The sequence below is a fragment of the Glaciimonas sp. OK215 genome, assembly GCF_057787885.1.
Map to the genome: position 1 here is coordinate 4,389,633 of NZ_CM173544.1, position 19,624 is coordinate 4,409,256.

Sequence of the window (19,624 nt, forward strand, 5' to 3'; positions counted from 1 at the left end):
TGCTTGTGTAACTTAGTGGAGTGATTTGGTGGAGTGACTTATTCGCATACTCAACTGAACAGGCGCAGAGCCCGGGTGGAGCCCGCCGGAATTTCGGCGGCGTCCATATCCAGATAGAACGCATCGACCTGACCGGCGATCTCCGCCAGTTGCGCATCGGCCAGCGGCTGATTGCTGTCATCCACCACCACGCCGCCGAGACGCGATGCCAGCGAGCGCGCACATGCCACCATCGCGCCATACCCGTCAAGGGACTGAGAAACCCGCGGGACATCCAGCAGCAGCGTCAGGCGCGCGGTGGTTTCCTTGGCGGCGCCGGCATTCGTCGACAGCGAGAACAAGACGTCGCCATCGCCATCCGACATGATCAGGCGGCCGTCCGGGCGCGCGTCAAAACCTTGCCGCGCCAACGCCGACAATAACGTGTTGAGCGCCCAAGGCGCCCCTTTCGTCTGAATATTCACACCCAACTGGGCATCATGTTCGATCACAAACTGGTGCAAGGCACGTGCGCCCTGCATCACTTCAGTCATGTCGGGAATATCCGGTTCCGCCCCCAGGTCGTCGCAAATCTGACGCAGGCTCATGACCAGTTCGGAATATTCAATCTCATTCAATGGGTTGCTGCGATTGGCCATCTGTACGCCAGCCATTAGCGACTTGTACACACCGCCGTGGGCGATCGGCTCCCATTCGCCATGACTGTCCTCGCCGATGAAATTCACCGGCTTGTTGCCGACGTAGCGTAAATTTTGCAAGACCGGCAACACCTTGTCGCCACGGACCGCTGCTTCCAACGCTAATGGAATGGCGCAATCAATCAAGCCATCTACCGGCAATTCCATTTGCGGCTGCGCAGTCGCAATCGCCGCCGGAGGATCGACCTCGGCACTAGCGGCCGCCGCTGCCGTCTGACCTTGCGGCTCGGTGGCCAGCTGTTCAGCGGTCATCTCGATATTGTCCTGAGGAATATCGGCTGCAGTCAGTGGCGCGGATGCACTTTCCGGTTCGCAGAACACCGGCTCATGGCGTTCCGCACGTTCCGAACTTTCCGTTGGCGGCGCCATCAGGACGTCGTCGTGCGATGAAGAAAAAGCCCGTTCGACGCTTTTCTTGGCTTTGTATTCCTGCCACTTGTTATAGGAGATGACGCCAACAATAATTGCGCCGCCAATGACGAACAGACTGGTTTGTAGATCGGTCATGCTACTGAGGCCTCGATAGCGAACGTACCGGCAAGCACTGCGGTGCCCGGGTACGTGCTGAAAAACGGTTGAAATGGGGAGCTCGTCATTGTGCACTGCCCGCTAGCCGGACCGGAATCCGGGGAGATAACACTGTGAATGTTAGTAACAAGCATAAGGTGGCAATAAGTTAGCAGCAATGAACATAAGCAAATAATGAGACAAATAAGGTGTAATCAATATGGCAAACAATGTGATGCAGAGACGGACATGCACAACCGAAAACCATCAGGACGCTATCAATTTTCTTGTGTTGAGCGTGCTCTGTTACCAACCACTATTATCAATAATAGTAAGAACAACTCCTACTATTATTGGGCAAATCTGGGTAACTTTCAGCGCTGATCGCGAATTAAGTCTATTCACATCCAGAGAAAAGACCGCCATACGACCAGCGAATCAGCGTAGTGTTCCCGAAGAAAGTTGTCAAGCCAGCCAATTTTCGGCTAACACTGCATAGTATTAGTAGTCATCCAGTTAAATCATGCTGCTTCCGCAAAACCTCTGGCCGACTCCATATCGACCGCCACGATCCGCGATACGCCCTGCTCCTGCATCGTCACACCGATCAGTTGATGCGCCATCTCCATCGCAATCTTGTTATGCGAGATGAACAGAAACTGGGTGTGCTCGGACATCCGCTTGACCATATTGCAGAAACGTTCGGTATTCGCATCGTCCAGCGGCGCATCAACCTCGTCGAGCAAACAGAACGGCGCCGGGTTCAACTGGAACATCGAGAATACCAAGGCGGTCGCTGTCAGTGCTTTTTCACCGCCAGACAACAAGTGAATAGTCGCATTTTTCTTGCCCGGCGGCTGCGCCATGACTTGCACGCCGGAATCCAGAATCTCGTCGCCGGTCATGATCAGCTTGGCCTGGCCGCCGCCAAACAGAATCGGGAACAGTTCGGCAAAATGTTCATTCACCCGATCAAACGTATCCTGCAACAATTCACGGGTTTCCTTATCGATCTTGTGGATCGCGTCTTGCAGCGTATTGATGGCTTCGGTCAGGTCGGCGTTTTGCGCATCGAGGAAGTTCTTGCGCTCTGAAGCCTGCGCCAGTTCATCCAGCGCCGCCAGATTGACTGCGCCCAGGGCCGCTATCGCATTCGTCAGACGCGTCACTTCGCCCTGTAAATAAGAAGGACGCAGATCGTCGTGCAGCTTCTCGCTCAACGCTACCTCATCGGCGCCAAACTCCACCAGTTGCTGCGCATATTGTTCCTGATTCAGGCGTGCGGCCTGTTCTTTCAGTTGCAATTCCATGATGCGGTCGCGCTGTGGCTGCAGGCTGCGTTCGGACTGCGTCCGCATGTCTTCGTGCTGACGCAGGTTTTGCGAGACCTGATCCAGTTCATGGCGCGCATCTGCCAGCGCCCGCTCCTGATCGGTACGCTTGTCGAGCAAGTCTTGCAGGCCCGCTTGCGCGGCCTGATCGTCCAGGCTTTCCAGCTCCAGGTGGCCTTGCTGCATATTCGCAAACAATTGCGCCGCCTGCTCCAGCGCGGTGGCAATGCTGCGCTTCAATTCCTCGATCTTGTTGCGATGCGATTTTTCGGCGTACTCGGTTTCCTGCGCGGCGCGTTCCAGTTCGCGTAAACGCTGGCGGGCATCGTTCAGTTGCTGTTCTTTGTTCAGATAATCGGTTTGACCGTCTTCGTGTTTTTCCTGCAGCTCGCCCAGTTCGGCATCCAGCTGTTCGAACTTGGCTTCCGACTCCATCTTGACCTGTTGTTGTTCGCTTTCCTGCGCCGCGATTTCCGCCAGATCGGCGGCGATCTGCGAACTGCGCTGGTTAAAGCGTTCCTGCAGTTCGGACAACTTCATCACATCGATCTGCAAACCATGCACCGCCTGCGTCAGGCCATTGTGACGCTGACGCAGCTCTTGCAAACGCTGGGTCGCCTGCGACAGCGCCGCATCGGCACGCACCGAGCGCGAGCGCGCCTCATCGGCCAGCATCTGCTGCGCACGCAATTGCTTGGTGATATTTTCGATCTCTTGCTGACGCGCCAGCATGCCATCCTGCTCCGAATCGGAAGCATAGAAGCGCACGCTGGTCTTGCTGATCACATGCCCTTGACGGGTCACGAAGCAAGCGCCGACCGGCAGCTTGCTGCGCTCGGCAAATGCGGTCACGGTGTCGTCCGCAACAAACACGTTGTGCAACCAATCCTGCATCAGCGCGCGCAAACCCGGATCGTTCAGCTGCATCAAGTTCAGGAATGGCTTGAAGCCCGCCGGCACCTCGATATTGCTGACAGGAGCTACGCCGTTCGGTGTAAACAATGCCAGCTTGCCCGGCGGAGCGTCATTGAAGAAGCCCTTGGCCCAGTCCAGATTCGACATTTCCAGCGCCGAGGTGCGCTCGCGCAACACCGATTCCAGCGCGGTTTCCCAGCCTTGATCGATGTGCAGCTTTTGCCACAGGCGCGGCAACTCGGCCAGCTCATGTTTTTGCAGCCAGGGCTGCACCTTGCCCTGGCTCTGGACGCTTTCCTGCAACTGCTTCAGCGCTGTCAGGCGCGCTTCCAGCTGGGCATTGTTCGCCGTTTCCGTATTCACCTGCTGCTGCGCCGTGCGCCGCTCTTCTTCCAGGCGCGGCTGCTGCTCCTGCGCCTCTTCCAGCTGCATGCCGACCTCTTCCAGCCCGGCCTGCTTTTCTTCAAGCTGCAGCTTGAGATTGTTCAGATGCGTGGTGTCCGGCAAATTCAAGCCATTCTTTTCCTGCGACAAGCGCTCGCGACGCCCGCTCAAGCCATTCAGGATATTCGAGGCGTTGCGCTGATGCGTGGCTTCCAGTTCGATCTGCTGCTGGAACTGCATGATCCGGGCACGCGACTCGGTGCTTTTGAGCTGGGCTTCGCGCCACGACTGTTCCAGCGCCGGCAAATGATCGCTGTGTTGCTGTGCGCTGACTTGCGACTGTTCAACCCGGGCCGCCAACTCTTCCAGGCGGATCTCGGCTTCCGCCAGTTCATCCTGGTGTTGCGTGCCCTGGCGCTGCCATTGGTCGCGCTGCGCAGTCAACGAATTCAGTTGCGATTGCAGACGGTTGCGCGATTCGATGACGAACTTGATTTGCGCTTCCAGGCTGCCGATTTCCGAGTTAGTCTGATACAGATGACCTTGCGCCTGATGCATGCGGTCACCGGCGGCATAATGCGATTGCCGCATATGTTCGAGCTCGGTTTCGACGTGGCGTAATTTGGCGGTTTGCTCTTCCAGGTCGGTCTGGGCTTTTTCGATCTCGCGGAAGAATTTTTCCTGTTCGGCCTTGGCTTCGTTCTTGCGCAATAGCCACAGCAGTTTTTGTTTCTCTTCCTGATCGCCTTGCAACGCATGGAATTTCTGCGCAACGGCGGCTTGCGCCTGCAGTTTTTCCAGGTTGCTATTCAACTCGCGCAGGATGTCTTCCACCCGCAGCAGATTGTCGCGGGTATCGTTCAGGCGATTTTCGGTTTCGCGCCGGCGTTCCTTGTACTTCGACACGCCGGCGGCCTCTTCCAGAAAAATCCGCAATTCTTCCGGACGCGCTTCAATAATCCGCGAAATCATGCCCTGGCCGATAATCGCGTATGCGCGTGGGCCGAGGCCGGTGCCCATGAAAATATCCTGAATATCGCGCCGCCGCACCGACTGATTATTAATGTAATAAGTAGAGGTGCCATCGCGCGTCAGCGTCCGCTTGACGGCGATTTCGGCGTATTGCCCCCATTGACCGGCCGCTTTTCCCATCGCGTTATCGAACACCAGTTCGACCGACGAGCGTCCGGCCGGCTTGCGATGGGAAGATCCATTGAAAATGACGTCCTGCATCGATTCGCCACGCAACTCGGAAGCCTTGGACTCACCCAACACCCAGCGCACGGCATCAATGATGTTGGACTTGCCGCAACCGTTGGGGCCGACCACGCCGACCAGTTGGCCCGGGACCTGAAAGTTGGTCGGATCGACGAAAGATTTGAATCCCGATAATTTAATGGAAGTTAAACGCACGTTATCGACTGTTCTTATTAAAGCCGGCGGAAAACAGCGCCGCCGCACTCAAAATTCATGAAAACGAGAAAAAACCTCGCGGGAGGCCGGTATCATAGCATTCAGCGTCACTTGCGTTGCTATCGAAAAGTTGCCGAATGACAATAAAACATCGGCTGCAGAAGCTGAACGGCTGACAAAATCCCATTTTGTGCCTTGCACCACCAAATGCCGCCAGCTGTGATCGCGATCCCCTGCATTAGTTCTGTATATAATGCAAACCACACATTTTTTCGCCTTCCGACTCTTTTTCCTGCCATTGATTACCACGTGAATCCACTACTAGACCGGTTGCAACCCTATCCGTTTGAGAAACTGCGGGCTCTCTTTTCCGACGTCACGCCGAATGCGGCCTATAAACCTATCAGCCTGGGGATCGGCGAGCCCAAGCATCCGACGCCGGCGTTTATCCAGCAAGCATTAGCCGACCATCTGGACGGCCTGGCGACCTATCCCAGCACGGCCGGTGCCGAAACGCTGCGCCGTGCGATCGCCGGCTGGCTGGAGCGGCGCTACAACTTGCCTACGCTCAACCCGAATACGCAGATCCTGCCGGTAAACGGTTCGCGTGAAGCATTGTTCGCGCTGGCACAAACGGTGGTTGACCCATCCGAGCGCTCTGCGCTGGTCATGTGCCCGAATCCGTTTTATCAAATCTACGAAGGCGCGGCGTATTTGTCTGGTGCGCAGCCGTATTTCGTCAATTCCGACCCGGCCCGCAACTTTGCACCGGATTACAGCAGCGTGCCGGAAGATGTGTGGGCACGCGTCAAGCTGCTGTATTTGTGCTCGCCCGGCAATCCAACCGGCGCCGTGTTGTCGCTGGACGATTGGAAAGAGCTGTTTGCCTTATCGGATCGCTATGGTTTTGTGATTGCGGCCGATGAGTGCTACTCGGAAATCTACTTCAAACCCGAAGCGCCGCTGGGTAGCCTGGAAGCTGCGCAACGGCTGGGGCGCGACGGCTATCCACGCCTGATCACGTTCTCCAGTTTGTCCAAACGCTCGAACGTACCGGGCATGCGCTCCGGCTTTGTCGCAGGCGACGCCGCAATCTTGAAGAAGTTCTTGCTGTATCGCACTTACCATGGCAGCGCCATGAGTCCAGCTATCCAGTCGGCATCCATCGCCGCCTGGAACGACGAAACCCACGTCGCCGAGAATCGCGCCAAGTACATCGCCAAATTTCAACAAGTCACACCGTTATTGCAAGAGGTACTTGACGTATCGCTACCGGACGCCGGGTTTTACCTGTGGGCCAGGGTCGATAAACTGACGACGCTGTCGGATGTCGATTTCGCCAAGCGCCTGTATGCCGAATATAATGTGACGGTATTACCGGGCAGCTATCTGGCACGCGACGCCCATGGCAGCAATCCGGGGCAGCAACGCATTCGTATGGCGCTGGTGGCGGAAGTCGACGAGTGCCTGGAAGCGGCGCAACGGATAGTTGAATTTGTCCGGGGACTTTGAACAGGCAGTCGACCTCATTCAGTACACGCTCCTGGATTTGCCCTAACGCAAGTTCAGGACGAAAGTGGGCGTCAGCACATCGACATTCACCCGGGAGTAAGCAGCGTCGTGGCCACTCTCAACACCGATCCGGCGCAATAACGCCTGTTTTTTAACTTTTTAAGCGAAAAATCATGACTCAATCTCTAGAACAATTTATCGACCAAGCCTGGGAACAGCGCGCCGAATTCTCACCCAAGACCGCACCTGCCGACGTCCGCGCAGCAGTTGCCAAAGTCATCGCCGAATTGAATCAGGGCACATTGCGCGTGGCCCAGAAAACCGATGGCAACTGGGTTGTCAATCAATGGATCAAGAAAGCCGTACTGCTGTCATTCCGCCTGGAAGACAACCTGCCGATGCCTGCCGGTGAAAATATGCAGTTCTACGACAAAGTCCCGACCAAATTCGCCAATTACACTGCGGAAGATTTCGCGAAAGGCGGCTTCCGCGTGGTACCGCCGGCGGTCGCCCGTCACGGTAGTTTCATCGGCAAAAACGTCGTTCTGATGCCTTCCTACGTCAACATCGGCGCGTATGTCGATGAAGGCGCCATGGTTGACACCTGGGCCACAGTCGGTTCATGTGCGCAAATCGGCAAGAACGTCCACCTGTCCGGCGGCGTCGGCATCGGCGGCGTATTGGAGCCTATGCAAGCCAACCCGACCATCATCGAAGACAACTGCTTCATCGGCGCCCGCTCGGAAATCGTCGAAGGCGTGATCGTTGAAGAAAATTCGGTGATTTCGATGGGTGTGTACATCGGCCAGTCGACCAAGATTTATGACCGTGCGACGGGTGAAGTCACTTACGGCCGGATCCCTTCCGGTTCGGTTGTCGTTTCCGGCAGCTTGCCGTCCGCCGATGGGAAATATAGCTTGTACTGCGCCGTGATCGTCAAGCGTGTCGATGCAAAAACACGTGCCAAGACCGCCATCAACGAACTACTGCGCGACGCGTAAAAAACACCATCGGCAGGTCGGCTGACGCCCTGCCGAACTTCTCGGTTTGCAGCGCTTTTGAAGCAACCTGATTTTTGTCATATCCCAAGAGGAGCCTTCATGGCAATGGATCGCTTGTTTCGCCTGATGCAGGAAAAGAGTGCGTCGGACATGTTCCTGACCGTTGACTCGGCGATCCACTTAAAGATCAAAGGGCAGATGGTGCCGGTCAATCAGCAAAAGATGGATCAGGCGACCATCCTGATGCTGCTGGGTGAAGTTGTGTCCAGCGCACGACTGCAGGAACTGGAGCGCGACAACGAGTTGAACATGGGTTTGCCTGTCACCGGGGTCGGCAGTTTTCGGCTATCGGTATTCAAGCAACGCGGCAGCGTTTCCGCAGTCATCCGGTATATCCCGTTCGAGATTCCGTCTTTTGAGAATCTTGCCTTGCCACCGGCGCTGCTGGAGCTGATCGGGCGCAAGCGTGGTTTGCTGCTGGTGGTCGGCGCCACCGGCTCGGGCAAGTCGACCACCATCGCATCGATGCTCGACCATCGCAACAAAACCCAGGCGGGACATATTCTGACGCTGGAAGATCCGGTTGAATTTTTATACAAGAACGCGCTGTCGATCGTCAATCAGCGCGAGATCGGCACCGATACCGACAGTCTCCAGGTCGCCCTCCGCAACGCTTTGCGGCAAGCGCCGGATTGCATTCTGATCGGGGAAATCCGCGACAAGGAAACCATGTCGGCCGCACTCGCCTATGCCCAGTCCGGCCATCTGGTGGTATCGACGCTGCATGCGAATAACAGTTACCGCGCGTTAAACCGTGTGATCAGTTTTTATCCATTGGAAAATCGTCCCTCGCTGCTGGAAGATATGGCCTCGACATTAACCGCCATCGTCTCGCAGCGCCTGGTCAACACTACGGCGGGCGGACGGACGCCGGCGGTCGAGATCATGTTGAATACCCGGCACATCTCCGAATTGGTGGAAGACGGCAAGATCAGTCAGATTAAAGAGGCGATGGAAAAAAGCCTGGCGCCTGGCTCGCAAACGTTTGAGCAAGCGCTGATGCAGTTGATCGAAGAAGATGTGATTACACAGGACGAAGCACTGGCACACGCGGACTCGCCCAGCAATCTGTACTGGCTGATCAATAACCACACGCCCTCGACGAAAAAACAGGAACCCGCACCTGCGCCGGAGCCGGACAAGGTCGACGGTCCAACCTTCACTGAATTCACACTGGATCTGTAGTCCGGCGATTCCCTGAACCGGAACGCAGCACGCAGCGAACCTTTCGCATACAACTTAAAGAATACAAATAGCATGGCAATTACTCTTTACGGCATTCCCAACTGCGACACGGTCAAAAAAGCCCGCACATGGCTTGAAGACCAGGAGATCGCTTACACCTTCCATAATTTCAAAAAGGACGGCGTCAGCCACGACCTGATCAATACCTGGCTCGCAGATATCGCCTGGGACCAGTTGGTGAATCGCAAAGGCACCACCTGGCGCAACCTGCCCGAGCAACGGCGCAGCAGCATCACCGATGGCATCAGCGCCACCCCATTGATGATGGAGCTGCCTTCCGTCATCAAACGGCCAGTGCTGTTTACCGGCAAGAACACTTACGTCGGCTTTTCCGACGCGCTTTACCAACAGATTTTCAATCAATAATCATGCTCAGCAAAACCCTCGCACTCACCGAAGAACTGATCGCCCTATCCTCCGTCACGCCGCAGGACAAAGGCTGCCAGGCGCGCCTGATCGAACTGTTGACTCCCCTTGGTTTTGTCTGCGAAACCATACAGTCCGGCGACGTCACCAATCTGTGGGCGCGCAAAGGCACAAGCCAACCGTTGCTGGTATTTGCCGGACACACCGATGTGGTGCCGACCGGCCCGCGCGAACAATGGCAATCCGACCCGTTCCTGCCCAGCCATCGCGACGGGAAATTGTACGGTCGCGGCGCGGCCGACATGAAAACCTCGATTGCCGCGATGGTGGTGGCTGTTGAAGAATTCACGCAGGCCAATCCGGATCACTCCGGCTCGATCGGCTTTTTGATTACCAGCGACGAAGAAGGCCCGGCCACCGACGGTACGGTGGTGGTCTGCGAAAAATTGAAGGCGCGCGGTGAACAGCTTGATTACTGCATCGTCGGCGAACCGACGTCCAGCGGCGAACTCGGCGACGTGATCAAAAACGGCCGCCGCGGCACCATGTCCGGCAAGCTCATCGTCAAAGGCATACAGGGCCACATCGCCTACCCGCAACTGGCCAAAAATCCGATCCACCTGGCAGCCCCTGCGTTGGCCGAACTGGCAGCCGAGAAATGGGATGAGGCCAACGAATATTATTTACCGACGTCGTGGCAAATGTCGAACATCCACGGCGGGACCGGTGCCTCGAACGTGATTCCAGGCGAAGTGGTGATCGATTTCAATTTCCGCTTTTCGACTGCCAGCACGGTGGAAGGCTTGCAGCAGCGCGTCCATGCGATTCTGGATAAACATGGTTTTGAGTACACGCTGGCCTGGACTGTCGGCGGCCGGCCATTCCTGACGCCGCGCGGCGACCTGAGCAACGCGCTGGCCGCCGCGATCAAAGCGGAAACCGGGATCGAGACCGAATTATCGACCACGGGCGGCACCTCGGATGGCCGCTTCATTGCGCAGATCTGCCCGCAGGTCATCGAATTCGGACCGCCTAACGGCAGTATCCACAAAATCGACGAGCACATTGAAGTGCGTTTCATCGATCCACTGAAAAATATTTACCGTCGGACGCTGGAGAATTTGCTGCCATAAACCGTTTTCGGCATCGCTCTTTTGCATCACGTTTTGTCTGAGTCGCGCAAAGACAAGCAATTCCCGGTTGCTCGACTCCTTGCTCGACTTAGTTGCCTGAATGTCACTCCCGACTTCCCGCAACCTCGCCACCTCTTCTCGTACCATCTATAATCCGCGCCATGACACCCAATTCTTTCTCCACCATCCGCGACTTGCTGCGCTACGCCGTGACCCGTTTTAATACCGAAGAACTGTTCTTTGGCCACGGCAGCAACAATGCGCTGGACGAAGCTGCTTACCTGATCCTGCACACATTGAAACTGCCGCTGGATAAAATCGAACCGTTTTTTGACGCGCGTTTATTACCGCAGGAAATCGATGCCGTATTGAACGTGATCGAAAAGCGCAGTACCGGACGCGTGCCCGCCGCCTACATCACCCACGAAGCCTGGCTCGGCGATTACCGCTTTTATGTCGATGAACGGGTCATCGTGCCGCGCTCCTTCATCGCCGAACTGATTCCGGACTTCTTTTCGCCGTGGGTACAGGATCCAGCTGCCATCACCAACATCCTTGAGCTGTGCACCGGCTCCGGTTGCTTGCCTATCATGCTGGCCGACGCCTTTGGCAACGCCCATGTCGACACTGCCGACATCTCGGCCGACGCACTCGCCGTGGCGCGCCGCAACGTTGACGACTACGAGTTGCAAGACCGGATTACGCTGATCGAATCCGATGTGTATGCCAAGGTCCCGGACAAAAAATACGACCTGATCGTCACCAATCCGCCGTACGTCAATGCCGGCTCGATGGACAAATTGCCAAAGGAATATCTGGCTGAACCGCAGATCGCTTTGGCCGGCGGTGCAGATGGCATGGATTTAGTGCGTACAATTGTCGCCGGTGCCAAACAGCGCCTGACCAAGAAGGGTGTGTTGATCGTCGAAATCGGTAATGAACGTGCATTTGCCGAAGCCGCCTTCCCGAACCTGGAATTGACCTGGGTATCGACCAGCGCCGGCGACGACATGGTGTTTTTGATCACGGCAGATCAATTACCGTAACAACAAGGTGGCCTGCTTCGTGTCAATAGAAAACCACCCGCAATTTTGCATCCCCAACGCATTTCCAATAGTTAATTTTAATGATACGTTTTCAACAAGTTTCAATGATGCGCGGCATCAAGCCGCTGCTCGACAAAGTCGAGGTCACCCTCAATCCCGGCGACAAGATCGGCCTGATCGGCGCCAACGGCGCCGGTAAATCCAGCCTGTTCGGACTACTGCGCGGCGAATTGCACGCAGATGCCGGCGAAATCGACTTCCCTTCCAAATGGCGCATGGCCTACGTCGCCCAGGAAACCCCGGCACTCGATCGCCCGGCGCTGGAATACGCCATTGACGGCGATGTCACCCTGCGCCGCCTCGAAGACGAATTGGCCTTCCTCGAAAGCGAACCGGAAAGCGCCGCGAACGGCACGCTGATTGGTGAACTGTACAGCGCGCTGGCCGACGCCGACGCCTACACCGTGCGCTCGCGCGGTGAACAATTGCTGACCGGCCTCGGCTTCTCGCTGTCGCAAATGCAGCAGCCTGTCGCCAGCTTTTCCGGCGGTTGGCGTATGCGTTTGAATTTGGCGCAGGCGCTGATGTGTCCATCCGATTTGTTGCTGCTCGATGAACCGACCAACCATCTGGACCTGGACGCAATCATCTGGCTGGAAGACTGGCTGAAACGTTATCCCGGCACACTCATCATCATCTCGCATGACCGCGACTTTCTGGATGGCGTGGTGAATGTCATCGTGCATATCGACGAACGTAAATTGAAACGTTATTCCGGGAATTATTCGTCGTTCGAACGGCAACGCGCTGCGCAAATGATCCTGGCGGCCGGCGCACTCGAAAAACAGACCCGCCAGCGTGCGCATCTGGAGTCCTTCATCAACCGCTTCAAGGCGCAGGCCAGCAAGGCGCGTCAGGCGCAAAGCCGGATGAAGGCATTGGCCAAGATGGAAGAACTGGCGCCGTTGCGCGCCGCGGCGGAATTCTCGTTCGAATTCCGCGAGCCGCTGAGCGCGCCGAATCCGCTGCTGGTGATGGAAGATGTGAGCGCCGGCTATCGCACCGAAAGCGCGACCAGCCACGAAGTCACCGAAAAAGTCGTGGTCGCCGGCATCAATTTTTCCTTGCAAATCGGCCAGCGGATCGGATTGCTCGGCGTCAACGGCGCCGGTAAATCGACCTTCATCAAAACCATCGCTGAAGAACTGAAACCGCTGCGCGGCGACGCCCAGTTCGGTAAAGGCCTGTCGATCGGTTACTTTGCTCAGCATCAGGTTGAAATGCTGCGTCACGACGAGTCGCCGCTGTGGCATCTGGCAAAAATTGCGCCGACCACGCGCGAACAGGAACTGCGCAACTTCCTCGGCAGTTTCAACTTCAACGGCCCGATGGTGACCAGCTCTATCGCACCGTTTTCCGGGGGCGAAAAAGCCCGCCTGGCGCTGGCGCTGATCGTCTGGCAACGCCCTAACCTGCTGCTGCTGGATGAACCGACCAACCATCTGGACCTGGAAACCCGGGAAGCGTTGACCATGGCGCTGGCGCAGTTCGAGGGCACGCTGGTACTGGTATCGCATGATCGTCACCTGCTGCGTGCGACCACCGACCAGTTCATCATCGTTGCCGATGGCAAGGTGCAGCCGTTCGACGGCGATCTGGACGACTACAAGGACTGGCTATTCAAGACTAAACTGGCGGCAAAGAACAACGCGAGCGATAGCGCGCTGCCGAAAGCCACCGAAAAGACCAAAATTGCCAGTGCGGTGGCACCGGCTGCTGCGCCGGTCGATAGTGCCGACCGCCGTGAACAAAAACGTCTGGAAGCCGACGCCCGGCAAAAACTGGCCGCACTGAAGAAGCCTATCGAATCGCGCATCAAGCGTCTGGACGAACAAATGACCAAACGCAGCGCGCAGAAAGCGGTAGTCGATACGCGCCTGGCCGATCCTGAAATCTACGACAAAGACAAAAAGAAGGAACTGACAACGCTGTTGACCGACCAGGCGTTTTACGCCAAGGAACTGACACAACTGGAGGCGGAATGGCTGGAACAGCAGGAAGCACTGGAGCAGCTGGACAACTAAGCAATTGCGACGATGAATGCGGGCAGGATGCCGGCATCCTGCCGACACTCAGCGTGATCGGTTGCGGCAAGCTCGGAAAAACACTGGCGCGGCTGTGGACCGAGCATCGCACCTTGCGCCTGCTGGATGTCCTGAATCGCTCGCGCAGCAGCGCCCGGCAAGCGTGCGACTTCATTGGCGGCGGCAGCGCAGTAACCGCTTACGCGGAACTGCGGCACGCCGATGTTTACCTGATCGCAGCGAGTGACGACCAAATCGTCGCCTGTTGCGCAGCGCTTGCCGCCAGCGGAAAACTCACCGGCAACAGCATTGTTTTTCATTGCAGCGGCGCGTTGTCGTCGCAAGCCCTGACAGCAGCTACCGAACAAGGCGCGGCAGTCGCCAGCATCCATCCCATCCGCAGCTTTGCCGATCCGCAGCAGGTCGTCCGCAACTTCGCCGGCACTTACTGCGGCAGCGAAGGCGACGCTGCGGCCCTCGCCGTGCTGAGCCCGGCCTTCGAGGCCATAGGCGCGCACTGCGTCGGCATCCAGCGCGACAACAAAATTCTGTATCACGCAGCAGCGGTGTTCGCTTCGAACTATCTGGTGACGCTGATCGACGTCGCCCGTCAGGCCTATGTGGAAGCTGGCTTGGCGCCCGAGGTTGCGTTACGGCTGATCGAACCGCTGCTCTGCGAAAGCGCGGAGAATGCCTTCAGGCTGGGGCCTGCAGCTGCATTGACCGGGCCCATCGCGCGCGGCGACATGGCAACCGTCGCGCGGCAGTATCAAGCGCTACAGCATTGGAACCCGGAAGTCGCCGCGCTATACCGCCGGTTTGAAGCGTTGACGCTGAATCTGGCTCAGCAAAAATAGCAACGGCCAACAATGACGGGAAAGTTTTACTTTCCCGGATAAAAAAATAAGCAACTATCCAACAACAAAACCATTACTTCACATTCCCCGGACAGAACGCTTAATATAGCCAATGCAACGTTTTATCAAAAACAAACCCTGACCGAAGGATAAAAAATGGCCTCAACAACATTGTCCAAACTGACCAAAATCGCCGCTGCAGTGCTGATCTCCAGCCTCGCCGTCAGCGCCTTCGCCGCCGACCTGCTGGATACGGTCAAAGCGCGTGGCACCTTGAAAGTGGCGATGGAAGGCAACTACCCGCCGTTCAACTTCAAGGATCCGAAAAATGGCCAGCTGACCGGTTTTGAGGTCGATGTCGCCAACCTGATCGCCGCCAAACTGGGCGTCAAGACCGAATTCACCACCACTGAATGGAGCGGCATTCTGGCCGGACTGGGCGCTGGCAAATACGATGTCATCATCAATCAGGTCGGCATTACGGACGAGCGTCAGAAGGCGTTCGATTTTTCCGTTCCGTACACCATCTCCAGTGCGCAGCTGATCATCCGCAAGGACGAGACGCGCAACTTCGCCAGCCTGGAGGATTTAAAGGGCAAAAAGCTGGGACTCGGCCAAGGCACCAACTTCGAGCAGAAAGCGAAAAGCGTCCCTGGCATTGATATCAAAACTTATCCTGGCTCGCCGGAGTACCTGTCAGACCTGGCCAGCGGCCGCATAGACGCGGCATTGAACGACAGTTTGCTGGTCGGTTATTTGCTGAAAAACACCAAACTGCCGTTGAAAGCCGGTGCGCCGATCGGCAACATCGATAAAATCGGCATTCCATTCCAAAAAGGCAACCCTAAATTCCAGGCCGCGCTGGATAAGGCGATTGACGAAATCCTGAAAGACGGTAGCTTCAAGCAAGTATCGTTCAAGTGGTTCGGCATCGATGTCAGCAAGGCACCGACCGCCAAGTAATGCCAGCGGAATGACAGTATTGGTAATGCTTCAACAGCCTAGCTGCTTTAGAATGTCTTCCTGATCAGCAACAACTATCCCCGCCCGACTCGCCGTGCGGGGATATTTTTTAATAGAGACATTATGGAATTACTGGAATTACTGCAGCAGGCGATGCCGACCTTGATCAAAGGCGTCGGCTACACCTTGATATTTGCGCTGGCATCGATGCTGGGCGGCTTGCTGCTTGGTTTTCCGCTGGCAGTGGCACGGATTCTGCCGTCACGCGCGTGCCAGTGGCCCGCCACTATCTATGTCAGCCTGATGCGCGGCACACCGCTGCTGGTGCAGATTTTCGTGATCTATTATGGACTGCCTAGTGTCGGCATCAATTTTTCGCCGCTGACAGCCGGCGTCCTGGCATTAAGCCTGAATGCGGCGGCTTACCTTTCAGAAAGTCTGCGCGGCGCCATTATCGGTGTCCACAAAGGCCAATGGGCGGCAAGTTACAGCATCGGCTTGACCTACTGGCAAACCCTGCGCTATATCGTGGTGCCGCAAGCGATACGGATCGCCGTGCCATCCATGAGCAATACGTTAATCAGTTTAATTAAAGACACTTCGCTGGTGTCGGTCATCACGGTGACAGAATTGATGCTGGCAACCAAGGAAATCATCGCCGTTAATTTTCGGCCATTGCCGCTTTACCTGGCTGCGGCCGCGATTTACTGGTGCTTGAGCATTTGTTTTGAACGCGTCCAAAGCCGGCTGGAAAGAAAGCTCGGGCAGGCCCATCGCTCTAACTGATCAATCAGCGTCTCACCGGCCGGCTTACGCTATCGACCAGCTCTCCGGCCCCGGCTTGGATGCTGACCCGGCACCGGATCCTGTTCCGGAGTCGGCCCCGGGCCGGGCGATGGCGGATCTTCCACCGGCACCGGAGTCGGCGTCCGGTGCTCGAAGCTGATCGCTTGCACGTCAAGGAAGGCTGGCTGGTTCATGCTCATCTCCGGTTCATGAAATACGCTCGGATCTTCTGTTGCGCCGTGTCGATTCCTCTACTCGGTTAGCGCAACCAGATTATCAATTTCAATTTTGGCAAAATCCAGGCTGCTGTCGCGTGCCGTTTCACGGCTGGTGTGCGCACTTTCGGTATTGTTACGGCTGGCTACCTGGGTGCCGCCTTTGAAAATTTGATAACCATCGTGCCAAAGATCGTCATGGCCCTGAGCAGGCTGCGCAACGATGACATAACCACGGTATTCAACGTTATCGTTCTGACTGTTCTGAGTGTTGGTTTCAGGCATTGCTGACCTCACTTGGTGTTCGGCTGGAGAATGGAAAAACCATCCTAGCATGCTGCCACAAATTACGCAGCGCGCCGCGATGGTGTAGTGTTGACGTTGTGGAATGGGATATGTTGACGTTGTGAAATGGAAAATATGAACCAAATGTAATAGCTTTCGTCCTACTTGCAGCATTGAAAACATTCATGCGCTTTCATTATGTATCAGTATCACTAACTTGCTTGGAGAGATTGATCATGAATAAACCCCGCGAGGACGAAGAATATCAAGAACACGACCGCGCGCCGCACTGGACCATTGCCGATCTGGAGTTTTCGAAAATTGATGTTGCCAGACTGCAATCCGATGAGAATCTGTTCTATCTGGTAGCGTGCGCATCGTTCGTCGAAAGCGGCTCGGATCTCTATACGCACAACCTCATTGCCTACTACGGCGACGATCCGGAAATCGCGGACTGGTTAACCAACCATTGGGAAGTCGAAGAGTTACAGCACGGTCAGGCGCTGCGCGCCTACCTCGCGCATGTCTGGCCGGAGTTCGACTGGCAACTTGCCTATGACGATTTTCTGGAAGAATACTCGCGTTATTGCAAAGTCGAACTACTCGAACCCAGCAAGGCGCTTGAAATGGTTGCGCGTTGCGTCGTCGAAACCGGCACCGCCACCTTCTATCAGGCACTGGCGCGCAGCACCGACGAACCGGTATTGCGAGACCTGACCAATCGGATCGCAAACGATGAAGTCAATCATTACAAACATTTCTTCCGCTATTTCCGCCGTCTGCGCCAAAAAGAAGGCCTCAGCCGCCGTCATATCTTCGGGGCCTTGCGCCGCCGCACGCTGGAAATGAAAGCCGAAGATATCGCATGTGCGTTACGCCATGTGCTCAGATTTCGCTCACCTGAGCATGCCGACGACCCGGTACGGCTAAAAGCGATCAACGCGGTGATGAACACCACCGTGCGCACCCATCTACGCGCCGATATGACCATCAAAATGATGATGCGGCCACTCGACTTGCCACCTGTCATCCAGACCCTGGTTGCCTATCCGGTAACGCAGATCATGAATCGGATATTTCTGCGCTGAGCTTTTTGACGACGTCTTAATCCGTCGCGAAATACCCCCGTCAACGCCGTGCACTCGGTGTTGCGTCCGATTGACGCCTATGGCGTCTTTTTTATTTGCGCCTGCCTTCAGCGTCCTCACGCCTCCAAATCAACCCCTTCCGCACTAAACCGGTGCGCCTTGGTGCCCTGACAAGTCGAGGTTGCACCCGAAACAAGCATCGGTAGCCTGCATAACCTGACGATTCATCAAATAGTGATTCGACAAGCCTGAAACCCTTGCAAAGAGCGGTCCATGCGATTGGCATGCATTCTGCTAAAGCAGTTGCGTGGTTAGCCAAGTTAGCGATCGAACTCTCATATTTACGCACGACACTTCAGGGGGATTAAATCATGTCACGTCGCACCGTTTTGAAAGCCACCGCGCTAGGCGCTTTTGCACTTGCTGCCGGATCCTGGCTACCGTCGGCCTTTGCCGCCGACACCATCAAAGTCGGGATTCTGCACTCGCTGTCCGGCACCATGGCAATTTCAGAGACTTCGTTGAAAGATGTTGCCTTGATGACCATCGCCGAAATCAATGCCAACGGCGGCGTCATGGGTAAACAACTGGAGCCGGTGGTGGTTGACCCGGCCTCCAACTGGCCGCTATTCGCTGAAAAAGCGCGTCAACTGATCTCGCAGGACAAGGTTTCCGTGGTGTTCGGCTGCTGGACTTCGGTATCGCGCAAGTCAGCGCTGCCGGTCTTTAAAGAGCTCAACAGCCTGTTGTTCTATCCGGTGCAGTATGAAGGCGAAGAACTCGAGAAAAATGTCTTCTACACTGGCGCGGCCCCAAACCAGCAAGCCATTCCAGCCACCGAATACCTGATGTCGAAAGAAGGCGGCGGCGCCAAGCGCTTTGTGCTGCTGGGAACCGACTATGTGTACCCGCGCACCACCAACAAGATTCTGCGCGCCTTCCTGCATAGCAAAGGTGTCAAGGACAGCGACATCGACGAGGTTTACACACCGTTCGGCCATTCCGACTATCAAACCATCGTTGCCAACATCAAGAAGTTCTCCGGCGGCGGCAAGACGGCGGTGATCTCGACCATTAACGGCGATTCCAACGTGCCGTTCTACAAAGAGCTGGGCAATGCCGGCTTGAAATCCACCGATGTTCCGGTGGTCGCCTTCTCGGTCGGCGAAGAAGAACTGCGCGGGGTCGATGCGAAACCGCTGGTTGGGCATCTGGCCGCATGGAATTACTTTGAATCCGTCAAAAATCCGACTAACGCCGCCTTCATCAAAAAATGGAAAGCCTACGCACTTGCCAAGAAACTGCCTAACGCCAGCACCGTAGTGACTAACGATCCGATGGAAGCAACGTATGTCGGTATCTACATGTGGAAGCAAGCGGTGGAAAAAGCCAAATCGACCGATACCGACAAAGTGATTGCAGCGATGTCCGGGCAGAAATTCAAGGCCCCGTCAGGCTACGAATTGGAAATGGACGCCACCAACCACCATCTGCACAAACCAGTGATGATCGGCGAAATCAAGGCTGACGGCCAGTTCAACGTCGTCAACAAGACCAAGACCACCATCCGTGCGCAACCCTGGAGCCCGTATATCGCGGGTAACGAAGGCAAGCAAAAACTCTGAGGCTCGCCGCAGCAGTGCTGTTGCGTTGCGTCCTTTGCTTACATTCTTTGGCGAAGCAAAGAATGTAAGCGGCTGCCGTTGGCTGAAGCAGTCCTTCAGCCAACGGCTTG

At 56.0% G+C, this 19,624-nt stretch carries 16 protein-coding genes; 12 read left to right on the top strand and 4 right to left on the bottom strand.

The window, feature by feature from the left end:
- Positions 1-50 precede the first annotated feature (50 nt).
- Positions 51-1,205: a cell division protein ZipA C-terminal FtsZ-binding domain-containing protein gene (locus tag AC3CHX_RS20320; RefSeq protein ID WP_488629819.1), complete on the bottom strand. Its 1,155-nt coding sequence runs from the start codon at positions 1,203-1,205 to the stop codon at positions 51-53.
- Positions 1,206-1,726: 521 nt separating this feature from the next.
- A complete protein-coding gene (gene smc / locus AC3CHX_RS20325) occupies positions 1,727-5,248 on the bottom strand; it encodes a chromosome segregation protein SMC (protein ID WP_488629820.1) in 3,522 nt (1,173 codons plus the stop codon).
- A gap of 309 nt (positions 5,249-5,557) precedes the next feature.
- Between smc and dapC the strand changes: the two genes are divergently transcribed.
- From dapC to AC3CHX_RS20375, 10 genes are all read left to right on the top strand, one after another.
- Positions 5,558-6,760: a succinyldiaminopimelate transaminase gene (gene dapC, locus AC3CHX_RS20330; RefSeq protein WP_488629821.1), complete on the top strand. Its 1,203-nt coding sequence runs from the start codon at positions 5,558-5,560 to the stop codon at positions 6,758-6,760.
- Positions 6,761-6,933: 173 nt separating this feature from the next.
- Positions 6,934-7,761, top strand: a complete 828-nt coding sequence (gene dapD, locus AC3CHX_RS20335) for a 2,3,4,5-tetrahydropyridine-2,6-dicarboxylate N-succinyltransferase (protein WP_488629822.1) — start codon at positions 6,934-6,936, stop codon at positions 7,759-7,761.
- 99 nt (positions 7,762-7,860) lie between these two features.
- A complete protein-coding gene (locus tag AC3CHX_RS20340) occupies positions 7,861-9,006 on the top strand; it encodes a PilT/PilU family type 4a pilus ATPase (RefSeq protein WP_488629823.1) in 1,146 nt (381 codons plus the stop codon).
- 72 nt (positions 9,007-9,078) lie between these two features.
- Positions 9,079-9,432, top strand: coding sequence for an ArsC family reductase (locus tag AC3CHX_RS20345; RefSeq protein ID WP_488629824.1), 354 nt, complete (start codon positions 9,079-9,081; stop codon positions 9,430-9,432).
- Positions 9,433-9,434: 2 nt separating this feature from the next.
- Positions 9,435-10,565, top strand: coding sequence for a succinyl-diaminopimelate desuccinylase (dapE, locus tag AC3CHX_RS20350; protein WP_488629825.1), 1,131 nt, complete (start codon positions 9,435-9,437; stop codon positions 10,563-10,565).
- A gap of 161 nt (positions 10,566-10,726) precedes the next feature.
- On the top strand, positions 10,727-11,611 hold the full coding sequence (gene prmB / locus AC3CHX_RS20355; RefSeq protein WP_488629826.1) for a 50S ribosomal protein L3 N(5)-glutamine methyltransferase: 885 nt from the start codon (positions 10,727-10,729) through the stop codon (positions 11,609-11,611).
- Positions 11,612-11,691: 80 nt separating this feature from the next.
- Positions 11,692-13,695 carry an ATP-binding cassette domain-containing protein gene (locus tag AC3CHX_RS20360; protein ID WP_488629827.1) on the top strand — a complete coding sequence of 668 codons (2,004 nt, stop codon included), beginning with the start codon at positions 11,692-11,694 and terminating at the stop codon, positions 13,693-13,695.
- Positions 13,653-14,552, top strand: coding sequence for a Rossmann-like and DUF2520 domain-containing protein (locus AC3CHX_RS20365; protein ID WP_488629828.1), 900 nt, complete (start codon positions 13,653-13,655; stop codon positions 14,550-14,552). Before AC3CHX_RS20360 ends, AC3CHX_RS20365 begins: the two co-directional genes overlap by 43 nt.
- 156 nt (positions 14,553-14,708) lie before the next feature.
- Entirely contained in the window at positions 14,709-15,515 is an 807-nt protein-coding gene (locus AC3CHX_RS20370) for a cystine ABC transporter substrate-binding protein (protein WP_488629829.1), read from the top strand.
- A 123-nt stretch (positions 15,516-15,638) separates the two neighbouring features.
- A complete protein-coding gene (locus tag AC3CHX_RS20375) occupies positions 15,639-16,301 on the top strand; it encodes an amino acid ABC transporter permease (protein ID WP_488629830.1) in 663 nt (220 codons plus the stop codon).
- 29 nt (positions 16,302-16,330) lie between these two features.
- Here the strand turns inward: AC3CHX_RS20375 and AC3CHX_RS20380 are convergent, their stop codons facing one another.
- Entirely contained in the window at positions 16,331-16,495 is a 165-nt protein-coding gene (locus AC3CHX_RS20380) for a hypothetical protein (protein ID WP_488629831.1), read from the bottom strand.
- Between the two features lie 57 nt (positions 16,496-16,552).
- Positions 16,553-16,984, bottom strand: a complete 432-nt coding sequence (locus AC3CHX_RS20385) for a yippee-like protein (RefSeq protein WP_488629832.1) — start codon at positions 16,982-16,984, stop codon at positions 16,553-16,555.
- 53 nt (positions 16,985-17,037) lie between these two features.
- On the opposite strand from AC3CHX_RS20385, the gene AC3CHX_RS20390 reads away from it, so the two are divergent.
- Both AC3CHX_RS20390 and urtA read left to right on the top strand, forming a co-directional pair.
- The gene (locus AC3CHX_RS20390) at positions 17,038-17,889 is read left to right on the top strand and encodes a ferritin-like domain-containing protein (protein WP_488629833.1); all 852 of its coding nucleotides are present in this window, start codon (positions 17,038-17,040) and stop codon (positions 17,887-17,889) included.
- Positions 17,890-18,260: 371 nt separating this feature from the next.
- On the top strand, positions 18,261-19,514 hold the full coding sequence (gene urtA, locus AC3CHX_RS20395) for an urea ABC transporter substrate-binding protein (RefSeq protein ID WP_488629834.1): 1,254 nt from the start codon (positions 18,261-18,263) through the stop codon (positions 19,512-19,514).
- Positions 19,515-19,624 lie beyond the last annotated feature (110 nt).

What these genes read in the sequence shown, in the direction of transcription:
- AC3CHX_RS20345 (WP_488629824.1), top strand. Translation starts at nt 9,079, where the DNA reads ATGGCAATTACTCTTTACGGCATTCCCAACTGCGACACGGTCAAAAAA.
- AC3CHX_RS20385 (WP_488629832.1), bottom strand. Translation starts at nt 16,984, where the DNA reads ATGTTTTCAATGCTGCAAGTAGGACGAAAGCTATTACATTTGGTTCAT.
- AC3CHX_RS20380 (WP_488629831.1), bottom strand. Translation starts at nt 16,495, where the DNA reads ATGAACCAGCCAGCCTTCCTTGACGTGCAAGCGATCAGCTTCGAGCAC.
- AC3CHX_RS20370 (WP_488629829.1), top strand. Translation starts at nt 14,709, where the DNA reads ATGGCCTCAACAACATTGTCCAAACTGACCAAAATCGCCGCTGCAGTG.
- AC3CHX_RS20320 (WP_488629819.1), bottom strand. Translation starts at nt 1,205, where the DNA reads ATGACCGATCTACAAACCAGTCTGTTCGTCATTGGCGGCGCAATTATT.
- prmB (WP_488629826.1), top strand. Translation starts at nt 10,727, where the DNA reads ATGACACCCAATTCTTTCTCCACCATCCGCGACTTGCTGCGCTACGCC.
- dapE (WP_488629825.1), top strand. Translation starts at nt 9,435, where the DNA reads ATGCTCAGCAAAACCCTCGCACTCACCGAAGAACTGATCGCCCTATCC.
- dapD (WP_488629822.1), top strand. Translation starts at nt 6,934, where the DNA reads ATGACTCAATCTCTAGAACAATTTATCGACCAAGCCTGGGAACAGCGC.
- AC3CHX_RS20360 (WP_488629827.1), top strand. Translation starts at nt 11,692, where the DNA reads ATGATACGTTTTCAACAAGTTTCAATGATGCGCGGCATCAAGCCGCTG.
- AC3CHX_RS20340 (WP_488629823.1), top strand. Translation starts at nt 7,861, where the DNA reads ATGGCAATGGATCGCTTGTTTCGCCTGATGCAGGAAAAGAGTGCGTCG.
- AC3CHX_RS20375 (WP_488629830.1), top strand. Translation starts at nt 15,639, where the DNA reads ATGGAATTACTGGAATTACTGCAGCAGGCGATGCCGACCTTGATCAAA.
- AC3CHX_RS20390 (WP_488629833.1), top strand. Translation starts at nt 17,038, where the DNA reads ATGAATAAACCCCGCGAGGACGAAGAATATCAAGAACACGACCGCGCG.
- urtA (WP_488629834.1), top strand. Translation starts at nt 18,261, where the DNA reads ATGTCACGTCGCACCGTTTTGAAAGCCACCGCGCTAGGCGCTTTTGCA.
- AC3CHX_RS20365 (WP_488629828.1), top strand. Translation starts at nt 13,653, where the DNA reads ATGGCTGGAACAGCAGGAAGCACTGGAGCAGCTGGACAACTAAGCAAT.